11 protein-coding genes are annotated in these 12,917 nt (G+C 70.1%); 4 read left to right on the top strand and 7 right to left on the bottom strand.

What is annotated here, in order from left to right:
* Positions 1-80: 80 nt before the first annotated feature.
* Both HPO96_RS29540 and HPO96_RS29545 read right to left on the bottom strand, forming a co-directional pair.
* Complete coding sequence (locus tag HPO96_RS29540) at positions 81-1,985, bottom strand: S1C family serine protease (protein ID WP_171677637.1); 1,905 nt, start codon at positions 1,983-1,985, stop codon at positions 81-83.
* A gap of 83 nt (positions 1,986-2,068) precedes the next feature.
* Positions 2,069-2,626 (bottom strand): TetR/AcrR family transcriptional regulator, encoded by a 558-nt coding sequence (locus HPO96_RS29545; protein WP_171677638.1) that lies wholly within the window; start codon positions 2,624-2,626, stop codon positions 2,069-2,071.
* 92 nt (positions 2,627-2,718) lie between these two features.
* Here HPO96_RS29545 and HPO96_RS29550 point away from each other — a divergent pair, with 92 nt between their 5' ends.
* Positions 2,719-3,549 carry an oxidoreductase gene (locus HPO96_RS29550; protein ID WP_171677639.1) on the top strand — a complete coding sequence of 277 codons (831 nt, stop codon included), beginning with the start codon at positions 2,719-2,721 and terminating at the stop codon, positions 3,547-3,549.
* On the opposite strand, the gene HPO96_RS29555 is transcribed toward HPO96_RS29550, so the two are convergent.
* Entirely contained in the window at positions 3,546-4,697 is a 1,152-nt protein-coding gene (locus tag HPO96_RS29555; protein WP_171677640.1) for an epoxide hydrolase family protein, read from the bottom strand. The genes HPO96_RS29550 and HPO96_RS29555 overlap by 4 nt on opposite strands.
* A gap of 63 nt (positions 4,698-4,760) precedes the next feature.
* Here HPO96_RS29555 and HPO96_RS29560 point away from each other — a divergent pair, with 63 nt between their 5' ends.
* Together HPO96_RS29560 and HPO96_RS29565 are read left to right on the top strand one after the other, a co-directional pair.
* On the top strand, positions 4,761-5,699 hold the full coding sequence (locus HPO96_RS29560) for a helix-turn-helix transcriptional regulator (protein WP_171677641.1): 939 nt from the start codon (positions 4,761-4,763) through the stop codon (positions 5,697-5,699).
* A 47-nt stretch (positions 5,700-5,746) separates the two neighbouring features.
* The gene (locus HPO96_RS29565) at positions 5,747-6,577 is read left to right on the top strand and encodes an alpha/beta fold hydrolase (RefSeq protein ID WP_171677642.1); all 831 of its coding nucleotides are present in this window, start codon (positions 5,747-5,749) and stop codon (positions 6,575-6,577) included.
* Here HPO96_RS29565 and HPO96_RS29570 read toward each other — a convergent pair.
* A complete protein-coding gene (locus tag HPO96_RS29570) occupies positions 6,574-7,488 on the bottom strand; it encodes a ribonuclease Z (protein ID WP_171677643.1) in 915 nt (304 codons plus the stop codon). The two genes, HPO96_RS29565 and HPO96_RS29570, sit on opposite strands and share 4 nt — an antisense overlap.
* A 1-nt stretch (position 7,489) precedes the next feature.
* Positions 7,490-8,446, bottom strand: coding sequence for a threonine/serine dehydratase (locus HPO96_RS29575; RefSeq protein WP_337796861.1), 957 nt, complete (start codon positions 8,444-8,446; stop codon positions 7,490-7,492).
* Between the two features lie 56 nt (positions 8,447-8,502).
* Here HPO96_RS29575 and HPO96_RS29580 point away from each other — a divergent pair, with 56 nt between their 5' ends.
* Entirely contained in the window at positions 8,503-9,480 is a 978-nt protein-coding gene (locus HPO96_RS29580; protein WP_171677644.1) for a GDSL-type esterase/lipase family protein, read from the top strand.
* On the opposite strand, the gene HPO96_RS29585 is transcribed toward HPO96_RS29580, so the two are convergent.
* The gene (locus HPO96_RS29585) at positions 9,464-12,451 is read right to left on the bottom strand and encodes a glycine--tRNA ligase (protein ID WP_171677764.1); all 2,988 of its coding nucleotides are present in this window, start codon (positions 12,449-12,451) and stop codon (positions 9,464-9,466) included. The genes HPO96_RS29580 and HPO96_RS29585 overlap by 17 nt on opposite strands.
* 92 nt (positions 12,452-12,543) lie before the next feature.
* Positions 12,544-12,903, bottom strand: a complete 360-nt coding sequence (locus HPO96_RS29590) for a winged helix-turn-helix transcriptional regulator (protein ID WP_171677645.1) — start codon at positions 12,901-12,903, stop codon at positions 12,544-12,546.
* Positions 12,904-12,917: the final 14 nt, after the last annotated feature.

Here is a 12,917-nt window from a genome sequence, read left to right on the forward strand (position 1 = left end):
CGGGCGCCTGGGGAGGGTAGGCGCGCCGGGCCCGGTGGGGGCGTCGGCGAGGGGGTGGCGCCGACGGCCCGGATTGGGGGTTAGCGGACTGGGCCGGGGACCAGTTCGATGGTGGCTTTGTGGGAGGCGCCTTGCTGGTCGGTCCAGGTGACGTCGACCTTGTCGCCGGGGTGGTGGGAGTCGAGGAGGTTGCTGAGGGTTTCGGGGGAGGTGACAGGTTTGCCGGCGAAGGAGCTGATGACGTCGCCGGGCTGGATGCCGGCGTCGTCGGCCTTGCCCTGGGGGATGACGTCCTGGACGGCGGCGCCCTGGACGCCGGCGTTCGGGGCGATCGAGATGCCGAGCAGTGGGTCGGCGCCCAGGTGGATACCTGCGGACTCCTGGCCGGAGCGGATCTTGTTGGCGATATCCATGGCCTGGTTGATGGGGATCGCGTAACCCTGGGCGCCGGAGCTGTTGCCCTGACCACCATTACCTTGGCCGCCGTTCGGGTCGCCTTGGCCGTAGCCGCCGGAGCCGTCACCGAATCCGGGGCCGCCCTGGCCGAACGCGTTACCGGAGCCGTCGCCCGGCCCGGCGCCGAAGCCGTTGCCCGACCCGTCGCCAGTACCGTCCGGAATGCCGGTGCCGTCCGGGATGCCCGTGCCGTCGGGGTTGCCGTTGCCGTCGGCGGTGAGGGTGTTACCCGGCTTCGCGCCGCCGGACTTCGTCTGGCCGGGGAAGTTGTTACCGCCGCCGCTGCCGCCGTTGTTCCCGGCGGTGTCGACGCCGATCACCTCGCCGTTGGTGTTGACCAGCGGCCCGCCCGACTGGCCGGACTTGATCGGCGCGTCGGTCTGGATCAGGTTGCTCAGGTTCTCCGGGTCCTGCCCGTTCTGGTCGGTCGCGGTGATCGACTGGTTGAGCCCGGTGATCTTGCCCGACGCGTAGCTCGGCGTACCGCCCTTGCCGCCAGCATTCCCGATCCCGACCACCTGGTCGCCGACCTTGACCTTCCCGGAGTCGCCGATCTTCGCGGTCTCCAGCCCGGACGCGTTTTTCAGTTTGAGGACGGCGATGTCGTGGTCCTCGTCGTACCCGACCACACTCGCCTCGTACGTCTTCCCGTTCCCCACGTTCGTCACGGTGATCGACGTCGCGCCCTCGATCACGTGGTGGTTGGTCAGGACGACGCCGTCCGACGTCAGCACGATGCCCGTCCCGGCCGCCTTCGCGTTCTCCAGCCCCAGAACCGTGTTGATGTTCACCAGCCCGGGCGAGACCTTGGCCGCGACCGACGCCGGATCGAACTGCTGCTGCGACAACTGCGAGCCGTGCGTCCCGCCGACCTGCTGATCGATGCCCCAGGCAACCGACCCGGCGACGAGCAGCGCGGCGATACTCATCGCCCCGGCCGCCAGCAGCCGCCGCTTCTTCCGCCGCGGCCCCTGCGCCGGCCCAACCCCGACCACCTGCCCGGGAACCGGCGGATACCCACCCGACCCACCCGGCTGCCACGCATACTGCGCCGGCACCTGAGCCTGCTGTGCATGCTGCCGCTCCGGGTTCTGCACGCCACCAGGAGCCCCCGGCAACTGCCACCCCGGATTCTGGAACGGCGCCTGCGGCGCCACATTCTGCACAAACCCTTGCTGCACAGGCTGACCCGGCGCCTGGTACTGCGGACCCGGCGGGAGCGGGATCGCCGGACGAGACTCCTGCACTCCACCAGCCAGCGACTGCGCACCCGATCCAGCAGCACCGGCCGCCTGCGAACCTTCGACCGGCGCACCCAGCTGCGCACCTCCGGCCGCCCCGCTCACCTGCGAACCCTCGACGCGAGCCCTCGGCTTCGAGCCCTCGTCAAGGTGGACGCCGGGCTGCGCCTTCGGGGCGTGTGTCTCGGGCGTCTGGCCCGGAGCCTGCTGGCCTGGAATCGCCTGCTGCTGTGGGGATTGCGGGCTCTGGGCCTGCTGGTCGTCCTGTTGTCCCGTACCGTCGTTCATCGCCGTTGCCCTCCGTCAGCCAGTTCGCTCTGCCTTCGAGTAGAGCTCGCCAGACTGAGAACTCCATCGGGCCAACCAATGAATCAGCTGAGAATCTTCTCCACGGCCGCGACGACGGCGCGGCGGCGGACGATCCGGCTCGGCGCGGCGGCGCCGTACTCGGGGGTCATCGACGACCAACTGGTGGCGATCGCCTGGATGAGCGACAGCAGGGTGACCGCGCTGAACTGCTTCGGGACGGTACGGCGGCGCTGTGCGCGCTCCAGCTCCTCCAGCCGGTCGTGGTTGACCGCGAGGACCGCCTCCAGCGGTTTGCCGTCGGGTCGCTCCAGGCGGTACCAGCTGGTCAGCCGGAGCCGGGCCGGGTTGTCCTCGAAGTAGTCGAACAGCCGGCCCGCGTAGGCCGGGAGATCGCTGGTGTCGAAGCCGACCACGGTGAGGTACTCCTCGACGCTGGCGCTGAAGACGGCGTCGAAGAGCCCGTCCTTGCTGCCGAAGTACGCGTAGAGCATGGCTTTGTTGCAGTCGGCCACTTCCGCGATCCGCTGCACGCGGGCGCCGGCGATCCCGCGCTCGGCGAACTCCTCGGTGGCGGCGGCCAGGATGCGGGCCCGGGTCCGGTCGGCGTTGCGCTGCTGCATGCCATCAGCATAACCAACCGGTTGGTTGATTCCTCGGAGGGCGCGAGTTACCGTGGTCAAGTATCCAACCGTTTGGTTAGTTAGGACTGAGCATGAGCAAGGTGTGGTTGATCACCGGGAGTTCCCGTGGGCTGGGGCGGGCGCTGGCCGAGGCCGCGCTGGCAGCCGGCGACCGGGTCGTCGCGACGGCGCGGACGCCGGAGCAGTTGAGCGATCTGGTGACGAAGTACGGCGATCAGGTGCGTGCGGTGGCGCTCGACGTCACCGATCCGGAGGCTGCGCGGGGCGCCGTCCGTACGGCGGTTGCCGAGTTCGGCGGGCTCGATGTCGTGGCGAACAACGCGGGCTACGCGAACAGCGCGCCGATCGAGGAGATGGCGGACGACGACTTCCGGGCGCAGGTCGAGACGAACCTGTTCGGCGTGGTGAACGTGACGAAGGCCGCGCTGCCTGTCTTCCGGGAGCAGCGCGGCGGGCATTTCCTGCAGTTCTCGTCGATCGGCGGCCGCGTCGGCGGGACACCGGGGATGGGCGCCTACCAGACCGCGAAGTTCGCCGTCGAAGGGTTCTCCGAGGTGCTGAGCAACGAAGTCCAGCCCTTCGGCGTCAAGGTCACCATCGTCGAGCCCGGCGGCTTCCGGACCGACTGGGGCGGCTCGTCGATGAGCATCGCCTCTGTCGGCCCCGACTACGAACAGTCCGTCGGCGCGATGCACACCTACCGCCGCGAATCCGACGGCGCCCAACCCGGCGACCCCGCCAAAGCCGCCCAAGCCCTCCTCCACATCGTCGACCACCCCACTCCCCCACTCCGCCTCCTCCTCGGCTCCGACGCCCTCACCCGAGCCGAACAAGGCGCCCAGTCCCGCGCCACCGAAACCCAAACCTGGGCGCACGTGTCCACCTCGACAGATTTCGACTAACGCAGATCGCGGAAGAAGGTGCGGAGGTCGGTCAGGAGGAGGGTGGGGGTTTCGAGGGCGGCGAAGTGGCCGCCTTGGGGGATGTCGGTCCAGCGGGTGATGGTGTTCTCGCGTTCGGTGTAGGAGCGGATGGGGACGTCGTGGGCGAAGGCGAGGACGGCGGTGGGGATGCCGGAGTTCTGTTTGCCGGCGCCCCAGGCTTGGGCTTGGGCGTAGCCGACGTAGGCGGCTGAGTTGGCGGTGCCGGTGAGCCAGTAGAGCATGACGTTGGTGAGGAGGCGGTCCTTGGGGATGAGCTGGTCGGGGAGGGTGCGGGCGGGGTGGGTCCAGGCGTGGAACTTGTCCATGATCCAGGCGAGCTGGCCGGCCGGGGAGTCGACGAGGGCGTAGCCGATGGTCTGGGGGCGGGTGGACTGGATGGAGATGTAGCCGAACTCGGTCTGCAGGAAGGTTTGGATGCGGGCGATCCGGTCCTGCTCCAGGGGCGTCATGGTCTCCAGCTCGCCGGGCGGCAGCGGGAGGGTCGGCATCGGGCCGGGGCCGCCGTTGGTGTGGACGCCGACGACGTGCTCGCGGTCCGCGCGGGCGACCTCGGGTGAGACTGCGCCGCCGATGTCACCGCCCTGGACGCCGTACCGGGTGTAGCCGAGGCGGCGCATCAGCTCGGCCCAGACGCGGCCGATCCGGTCCGCCGTCCAGCCGCCTTCGGAGACCGGGCCGGAGAAGCCGAAGCCGGGCAGGGACGGGATGACCACGTGGAACGCGTCGGCCGCGTCGCCGCCGTGCGCGACCGGGTCGGTGAGCGGGCCGATCAGGTCCAGGAACTCGACGATCGAGCCCGGCCAGCCGTGCGTCAGCAGCAGCGGCAGCGCGCCGGGCTCGGCGGAGGTGACGTGCAGGAAGTGGATCTGCTGCCCCTCGATCTCGGTCGTGTACTGCGGGAACGCGTTCAGCTCGGCCTCCGCCGCCCGCCAGTCGTACTCCGTCCGCCAGTACTCGATCAGCGAGGACAAGTACCCGACCGGTACGCCGGTGTCCCAGTCGTCCCCCGGCAGCGGAGTGGGCAGCCGGGTCGCGGCCAGCTTCGCCGCCAGGTCGTCCAGAGCGCTCTGCGGAATCTCGATGCGGAAGGGCTTGATCGTCGTCATGTCTTGTACTCTTCCACCCAGTTAGGTCAGTTTCTGTCCTAAGCGACCGGAAGACTTCTGAACATGCTGGAAACCTCCGCACGGCTGCTGAAACTCCTGTCCCTGCTGCAATCCCCGCGCGATTGGAGCGGCGCTGCCCTGGCCGCCGAGCTCGGCGTCGGCGTCCGGACCGTACGGCGTGACGTCGACAAGCTCCGCAACCTCGGCTACCCGGTCGACGCCCTGCCTGGCGTGGCCGGCTACCGGCTCGGCGCGGGCGCCTCGCTGCCGCCGCTGCTGTTGGACGACGAAGAGGCCGTCGCGGTTGTGGTCGGGCTGCGGGCTGCCGCCGGTGGTCCGATCGCCGGGATAGAGGAGTCGTCGGTCCGGGCGCTGACCAAGCTCGAGCAGGTCCTGCCGTCGCGGCTGCGGCATCGGGTCAAGCTGCTCCAGACGGTCGCCGTCACCCCGTCCGGCGCGGCCGCCGTGCAGACCGACGTACTGCTTGCTGTCGCCGAGGCATGCCGCGACCATCAGCAACTGCGGTTCGACTACCGCGACCATCACGGCGCGACGGCCCGACGTACGACGCAGCCGCACCGGCTGGTCAACAACGGACGCCGCTGGTATCTCGTCGCCTGGGATCTCGACCGCGACGACTGGCGCACCTTCCGCCTCGACCGGCTGGAGCCGGTGATCCCGACCGGCCCGCGGTTCACCCCGCGCGAGATCCCCGAGCTGAAGTCCACCGCGACCGGCGTCGCCTCCGGCGGATACCGCTACCAGGCAACTTTCCGCGTCTCCGCCCCCGCCGGCGTCGTCGCCGACCAGCTCCCGCCGACCGTCGCCACCGTCAGCCCCCTCGACCCCCACACCACCCGCGTCACCACCGGCGCCAACTCCCTCGACGAACTCACCCTGTACGTCGGCCTCCTCGGCCACCCCTTCGAAGTCGAGTCCCCACCCGAACTCATCACCCACATCCGCACCCTCGCCGCCCGCCTCACCGCCGCCACCAACTGAGCCCGACTGCAGTAGCTGGGCAGCGGGGTGGGCGGTACGGTTTGGGGATGACGATCGGCGGGGTTGAGGATCGGTTTGTCGAGACGGTGTTGGGGCGGATTCGGCTGCGGGTGGGGGGATCGGGGCCGGGGATGTTGTTCTGGCCCAGTTTGTTGATGGATGGGACGTTGTGGGCGGGGCAGGTCGAGCACTTCGTCGATCGGTTTCGGGTGGTGCTGGTGGATCCGCCGGGGCATGGCGGGAGTTCGCCGCTGACGGGGCCGTTCACGTTCGAGCAGTGTGCTGAGGTCGTGTTGACGATCCTGGACGAGTTGGGGATCGAGCAGGTTCATCTGGTCGGCAACAGCTGGGGCGGGATGATCGGCGGCACGTTCGCGGCGCTGCACCCCGACCGGATCGGCGTTGCGGTGTTGATGAATGCGACCGCGTCCCCGGCCGGGCGGGCGCAGAAATTCGAGTACGGCGTCCTGGATCGGGCGACGCGGATCGTCGGCGGGATCCGGGGGCCGCTGGTCGGGCCGGTGGTGAATGCGTTTCTGGGGCCGACGGCAAAGAAGGAGAAACCCGAGGTCGTTGCCACGGTCAAGCAATTGGCGCAGCAGGTGAAGGTGGCCTCGGGGCGGCATGCGGTTGCGAGTGTGGTGCCGCGGCGGCCGGATCAGCGCGAGTTGTTCGGCCGGATCCGGACGCCGGTGCTGGTGGTGGCGGGCGCGGAGGACGCGACGTTCCCAGTCGCCGAGACCGAGGTGATGGCGGATTCGATCCCGGGCGCGCGCTTCGTCGTCCTCGAACAGTCGGCGCATCTGGCCGCGCTGGAGTCCCCGGCCGAGGTGAACGCGCTGATCGACGACTTCATCGAAGACAACTGCACAAGCTAGGACGGACTACGGGCCGGAACCGCCGTCCGCGTGAGGTCGGCGGCGACGACGATCTCACCGTCGAACTCGGCCGCCGCTTCCTCGTGGAAACGCTCAGGCTCCAAGTACCGTTGGGAAAAGTGCGTCAGCACGAGCTTGCGGACGCCGCACTCGGCGGCCACCCGAGCGGCCTGCTGCGCGGTGAGATGACCGAACCGATGCGCCAACTCGCGCCCGGCCGACAAGTACGTCGACTCGATCACCAGCAGGTCAGCCCGATCGGCGAGCTTCAAGACGTTCGCACACAACCGCGTGTCCATCACGAACGCGAACCGCTGCCCCGGCCGCGGCGCACTCACCTCGTCGATATGCACGGTCCGGCCGTCGACGTCGATCGAGCCGGCTCGTTGCAGGCGGGCGATATCCGGCCCGGCAACGCCGTACGCACGCAGCTTCTCCGGGAGCATCCGGCGTCCGTCGGGCTCGATCAGCTGATAACCGAACGACTCCACCGAATGCTCCAGCCGCCGCGCCCACAACTGTCCGAACGACCCGACGGCGAGCAGCCCGTCCTCCTCGACAGGCTCCTCCAACAGCTCGGTCCGCTCGTAGAAGGACGCCGCGTAGTGCAGGCGATCGAAGTACTCCTGCCCCGAGGCCGGGTAATGCACGCGGACGGCGTGCGGCACGTCGTCCAGTGACATCCGTTGAATGACGCCCGGTACGCCGAGGCAATGGTCACCGTGGAAATGCGTGATGCACAGCCGGGTGATCGCGCCGGCCGGGACCCCGGCGTACAGCATCTGCCGTTGCGTCCCCTCCCCCGGATCGAAGAGGAAGCCCTCGTCGTCCCAGCGCAGGAAGTAGCCGTTCTGCGTCCGCTCTCGCGACGGCACCTGACTCCCGGTGCCGAGCACCACCAGCTCACGCATCTCAGGCCAGCACCTCGGCCAGCGTCGCCGACGAGATGTTGGCACCGCAGGACACCACCGCGACCCGGCCGCCAGTCACCCGGCGCGCCGCGGCGAACGCCATCGCGGCCGCGCCCTCGATCAGGTGGTGTTCGGTGTCGATAACCGTCTTGAGTGCGGAGCGGATCTCGGCCTCGTCGACGAGGATCCACTCGTCGACCAGCTCACGACACAGGTCGAAGGTGATCGCGCCCGGCTCGACGCTGCCCGCCGTCCCGTCGGAGAGGGTCGGCGCGGCGTCGACCTGGATGATCTGCCCGGCGCGGACCGATTCGGCCATCGCGGCATCGGCAGCCGGGGAGGCGCCGTACACCTTGATCTCCGGGCGTTGCTGTTCGAGGACGGCGGCGATCCCGCTGATGAGCCCACCGCCACCGACCGCGACGACGACCGCGTCGAGGGGTTCGCCGTCGAGCTGGCGGAGGAGCTCGACGGCGATCGTGCCCTGACCGGCGATCACGTCGGCGTCGTTGTACGGCGAGACGTAGGTGAGCCCGTGCTCCTCGGCGTACGCGCGGGCCTTCAGCTCCTGGGCACCGGTGTCGGCGCCCTCGGCGCGCAGCTCGGCGCCGAGGCGGCGGAGGGCGGCGACCTTACTCGCGGCGGCGTTCTCGGGGAGGTAGACGATCGCCCGGCCGCCGAGCAGGTTGAGTGCGTTGGCGACGCCGAGGCCGTGGTTTCCGGAGGACGCCGTGACGACGCCGGCCGCGCGTTCGGCGTCGGTCAGCGTGAGGATCTTCGCGAGCGCGCCGCGAGCCTTGAACGAGCCGGTCAGCTGCAGGTGCTCGCATTTCGCCAGCACGTCGATGCCGAGGTCGGCGCCGAACCCGCGGAACGGGAGCAGCGGGGTCGGCGGGAGGTACTCGTGCAGCGACGGCGCGATCCCTCGGGACCGGGCGGCGATGTCGGCGGCGTCCACGTGCGCTCCTCGTATTCTGTCGTCGTCGAATGCAGGCTATCCGGAGGGTGCGCGCGATGACGGAAGCGCTGTGGAGCGGCTACCAGTACGCCGAGACCGACGCCGGCGGCTGGACGACGTTCTGGCGCCTCGACCCGCGCGGCCGTGACTTCGCCCTGAACGACTGGACGGCGGACCCCACCCGCCCCGAACACCGGCTCTGGGAACGCGCGGCGACCCCCGCCGGTGTGCGCGGGGTGTGGACGACGGCCGCAACCTCACTCCGCCTGGAGGTCCGGGCCGCGTTCGGTATCTCGAAGAAGATCGCACCCATCGATGTGCTGGTAGATGGGCAGTTGAACGCACGCTGCCCGCTGCAGGAAGGCGAGCAAGAGGTTGTCGTCGAATTGCCCGGAAGGCCTGCAACTGTTGAGATCTGGTTGCCGCAGGCGGGGCGAATTGCGGTGCGGGGGCTGGCACTCGACGGTGCGGCGGTAGCTTCCGAGGGTCCGCGGTGGGTTACCTATGGGAGTTCCATTACGCAGGCGGCGGGGGCGGCGGGGCCTTCGGAGACTTGGCCGGCTTTGGTGGCTCGGGCTCGGGGGTGGGAGTTGCGGTGTCTCGGGTTGTCCGGTGAGTGTCACCTGGACCCGGTGGTGGCGCGCACGATTCGGGACACTCCGGCGCGGCTGATCTCGCTGTGTCTGGGGGTCAACATCTACGGCGGCGCCACGTTCGGCGGGCGGACGTTGCCGGGGCAGGTCGAGCAGTTCATCCGGACCGTGCGGGACGGGCACCCGACGACGCCGATCGTGGTGATCACCGCTTTGACCGTCCCCGATCGGGATCGGACGCCGAACGCGGCCGGGCTGACCCTGGACGACATCCGCACGTGTGTCGAGCTGGGCGCCCGGCAGGATCCCGGCGTCCGGATCATCGACGGGCGGACGATTCTGTCGGCGGACGAAGCTCGGGCCCTGTACACAGATGGTCTGCATCCAGGGCCCGAGGGTTATCGCGTGATTGCGGAGCGACTGCTCACTCTGCTGGGGTGAGGGAGGTGCCGAGGGCCTGCCAATCGAGGACCGGGGCGGCCTGTGCGCCGATCGTGGCGAGCAGGCCGAGGCGCGCGGCGCGGACGTCGGCGTCCTCGGCCATCACCAGGATCTCGTCGAAGAACGTGGTGACCGGCTCGACCAGGACGGAGGCCGCGGTGGCGAAGTCGCCCAGCGCGGTCGGCGCCTGACCGACCTTCTGGACGGCCTCGTGCAGCACGACCTCGGCCGGCTCGGTGAGCTTGCCGGCGTCGTACTCGGCCGCGGTGCCCTCCGGGACGATCCGGCGGACGCGCTGCAGGACGGCGACCAGCTGCGCGAACTCGGCGCTGCCGACCAGCGACTGCAGGCCGGCCAGCGTCTCGTCTGCAATCGCCGGAGCCGTTGCCAACGGCAACACCGCCGCGACCTGCAGGTGGTCGTCGCCGCGGTCGAGCAACTGCTGCTCGTACCGCCGGACGGTGAACTCGACGACGTCCGCGATCGACTCCTCGGTGACCTCGATGCCCTGGGCGCCGATCTCGGCCGCGGCGGCCTGCAGGCCCGTGGCCAGCGTGATCGCGCGCAGCGCCGGGTGCTCGCGCAGGATCGCGACCACACCACCGGCCGCGCGCCGCAGGGCGAACGGGTCCGAGCTGCCGGTCGGCTTGGCGCCGATGCCGAACAGACCGGCCAGCAGGTCGAAGCGGTCCGCGAGCGCAAGCAGCGCGCCCGGGATCGTGGCCGGCGCCGGGTCGCCCGCCGAACGCGGCAGCTCCATGTCGTAGAGCGCCTGCGCGACGGCTTCGGTCTCACCGGCCCGGCGCGCGTACTCGCGGGCCATCGTGCCGGCCAGGCTGGTCAGCTCGACCACCATCTGCGAGCCGAGGTCGAACTTGGCCAGCTCGGCGGCCCGCCGCAGGGTGTCCAGGTCGTCGCCCTCGACCCCGGCGACCGGGGCCAGCGCGAGCGCGATCCGGCCGATCCGGCCGGCCCGATCGGCCATCGAGCCGAGCTTCTCCTCGAAGGCCAGTTTGTCGAGCTCGGCCTTCATCGACTCCAGCGGGGTGTCGAGATCCGCGCGCCAGAAGAACGCGGCGTCCTCGTAGCGGGCCCGGAGCACGCCCTCGTTACCGTTCCGGACGATCGCCTCGTTGACCGAACCGTTGGCGACGGCAACGAAGTGCGGCAGCAGCTCGCCGTCCGCGCCGCGGACCGGCAGGTAACGCTGGTGCTTGCGCATCACCGTGGTCAGGATCTCGCTCGGCAGGTCGAGGTAGTCGGCCGCGAAGTTGCCGAGAATCGGCGTCGGCTCCTCGACCAGGTTGACGATCTGGTCCAGCAGCGCGGACTCCGCGGCGAAGTCGATCGACCCGGTGACCTCGGCGGCCAGCCGCTCGGAGGTCTCGACGATCTGCTGGCGACGACGGGCCGGATCGGCCTCGATACCATGGATGCGGAGCAGATCCAGGTAGCCCTCGGCGGAAGCGATCTCCACCTTCGGCTGGGCGGCGGTGCGGTGCACGCGCGTCGTCCGGCCGGCGGCCAGCGAGGACACCGAGACCGGGACGATCTCGTCACCGAGCAGCGCGACCAGCCAGCGGACCGGCCGGGTGAACGACAGCTTCGCGTCGTTCCAGCGCATGTTCTTGTCGGAGCGCAGCCCGGCGACGATCTCGCTCAGCACGCCGCTCAGCACCTCGGCCGCGCCCCGGCCCGGGTCGGGTTTGGTGACCGCGACGTACTCGACGCCGCCGACCTCGATCGTGTGCAGCTCACCGGCGTCGACGCCCTGACCGCGGGCGAATCCGGCCGCGGCCTTGGTGACGTTGCCGTCGGCGTCGTACGCGGCGGCCTTCTTCGGGCCGCGGGCGACGCGCTCGGCGTCCGGCTCCCCGGCCTGGACCTCGGCGACGAAGGCGACCACGCGGCGCGGCGTCGCGTACGTCGTGATCGCGCCGTGCCCGAGGCGGGTCGCGGCCAGCTTCTCGGTCAGCGCCGCCTGTACCGCGGCCGCGGTCTTGGTGACCTCGGACGGCGGCATCTCCTCGGTGCCGATCTCGAACGTCAGCTGCCGCGTGCCCGCGCTGACCGGGTACGACGTCGGCTCGGGCGCCGCGGCCGGCAGCTCGGCCAGGCCCAGCGGGTGTTCGAGCTCGGTACGCCGCTCGGCCCAGAGCTGCGCGACCTCACGAGCCAGCGTCCGCATCCGGGCGAAGGCCTTGGCGCGCTCGGTCGTGCTGACGGCGCCGCGGGCGTCGAGGACGTTGAACGTGTGCGAGCAGCGCAGCACCTGGATGTGCGCCGGGACGGGCAGCCGGGCGTCGAGCATCCGCCGGGCCTCGCTCGCGTACTCCTCGAAGAGCCGCTTCTGCGACTCGACGTCCGCGTCGTCGAGGTAGTACCGGCTCATCTCGTACTCGGCCTGGCCGAACGCCTCGCCGTACGAGATACCCGGCGCGTAGGCGATGTCCTTGAAGTGCGAGACGCCCTGCAGCGCCATCATGATCCGCTCGATGCCGTAGGTGATCTCGACCGACACCGGGTCCAGCGTCATACCGCCGGCCTGCTGGAAGTAGGTGAACTGGGTGATCTCCAGGCCGTCCAGCCAGACCTCCCAGCCCAGGCCCCAGGAGCCGGTCGCCGGGTTCGCCCAGTTGTCCTCGACGAAGCGCACGTCGTGGGCGTGGATGTCGATCCCGAGCGCGGTCAGGCTCTCCAGGAACAGCTCCTGCGGGTTACCCGGATCCGGTTTGAGCACCACCTGGAACTGGGTGTGCGTCTGCAGGCGGTTCGGGTTCTCGCCGTAGCGCGCGTCGTCGGGCCGGACACTCGGCTCGACGTACGCGACCCGCCACGGCTCGGGACCGAGCACGCGCAGGATGGTCGCCGGGTTCAGCGTCCCGGCCCCGACCTCGGTGTTGAACGGCTGCACGACCATGCAGCCCCGGTCGGTCCAGTACTTCGTCAGCGCGATCAGCGCGTCCTGCATGGTGAGCACAACTAACCTCAAGCCGTCTTCCGGAGGATCTACAAAGCGGAAGTCTAGGGGGCGTACGCGGGGGCCTTCGACCGGTCCGCGACCTAGACGCCCAGCTGGTCCAGGTTGGTTTCGACCCACGTCCGGAGCGCGGACAGCGGGACGGCGACGCTGCGGCCGAGGTCGGTCAGCGAGTACTCGACATGCAGCGGCACGGCCGGGTAGACCTCGCGGTGCAGGAAGCCGTGCTCCTCCAGCCGGCGCAGGGTCTGCGTGAGCACCTTCGGGCTGATGCCCTGGAGCCGGCGCTGCAGCTCGCCGAAGCGCAGCGGACCGCCTTCAAGGGCGCCGATGGCGAGCGCGGCCCACTTGTTCGCGAGCAGATCGAGGACGTCGCGGCAGGGGCACTGCGCGGCGTACACATCGTGTTTGTCGTGGGCTCCGGAGGAGCAGGTGGTGCTCATACTTCCCAAAGGAT

Source organism: Kribbella sandramycini (assembly GCF_013131805.1).
Lineage (GTDB): Bacteria > Actinomycetota > Actinomycetes > Propionibacteriales > Kribbellaceae > Kribbella > Kribbella sandramycini.

What these genes read in the sequence shown, in the direction of transcription:
- HPO96_RS29555 (WP_171677640.1), bottom strand. Translation starts at nt 4,697, where the DNA reads ATGACGACGATCAAGCCCTTCCGCATCGAGATTCCGCAGAGCGCTCTG.
- HPO96_RS29570 (WP_171677643.1), bottom strand. Translation starts at nt 7,488, where the DNA reads ATGCGTGAGCTGGTGGTGCTCGGCACCGGGAGTCAGGTGCCGTCGCGA.
- HPO96_RS29560 (WP_171677641.1), top strand. Translation starts at nt 4,761, where the DNA reads ATGCTGGAAACCTCCGCACGGCTGCTGAAACTCCTGTCCCTGCTGCAA.
- HPO96_RS29590 (WP_171677645.1), bottom strand. Translation starts at nt 12,903, where the DNA reads ATGAGCACCACCTGCTCCTCCGGAGCCCACGACAAACACGATGTGTAC.
- HPO96_RS29545 (WP_171677638.1), bottom strand. Translation starts at nt 2,626, where the DNA reads ATGCAGCAGCGCAACGCCGACCGGACCCGGGCCCGCATCCTGGCCGCC.
- HPO96_RS29540 (WP_171677637.1), bottom strand. Translation starts at nt 1,985, where the DNA reads ATGAACGACGGTACGGGACAACAGGACGACCAGCAGGCCCAGAGCCCG.
- HPO96_RS29585 (WP_171677764.1), bottom strand. Translation starts at nt 12,451, where the DNA reads ATGCAGGACGCGCTGATCGCGCTGACGAAGTACTGGACCGACCGGGGC.
- HPO96_RS29565 (WP_171677642.1), top strand. Translation starts at nt 5,747, where the DNA reads ATGACGATCGGCGGGGTTGAGGATCGGTTTGTCGAGACGGTGTTGGGG.
- HPO96_RS29550 (WP_171677639.1), top strand. Translation starts at nt 2,719, where the DNA reads ATGAGCAAGGTGTGGTTGATCACCGGGAGTTCCCGTGGGCTGGGGCGG.
- HPO96_RS29580 (WP_171677644.1), top strand. Translation starts at nt 8,503, where the DNA reads ATGACGGAAGCGCTGTGGAGCGGCTACCAGTACGCCGAGACCGACGCC.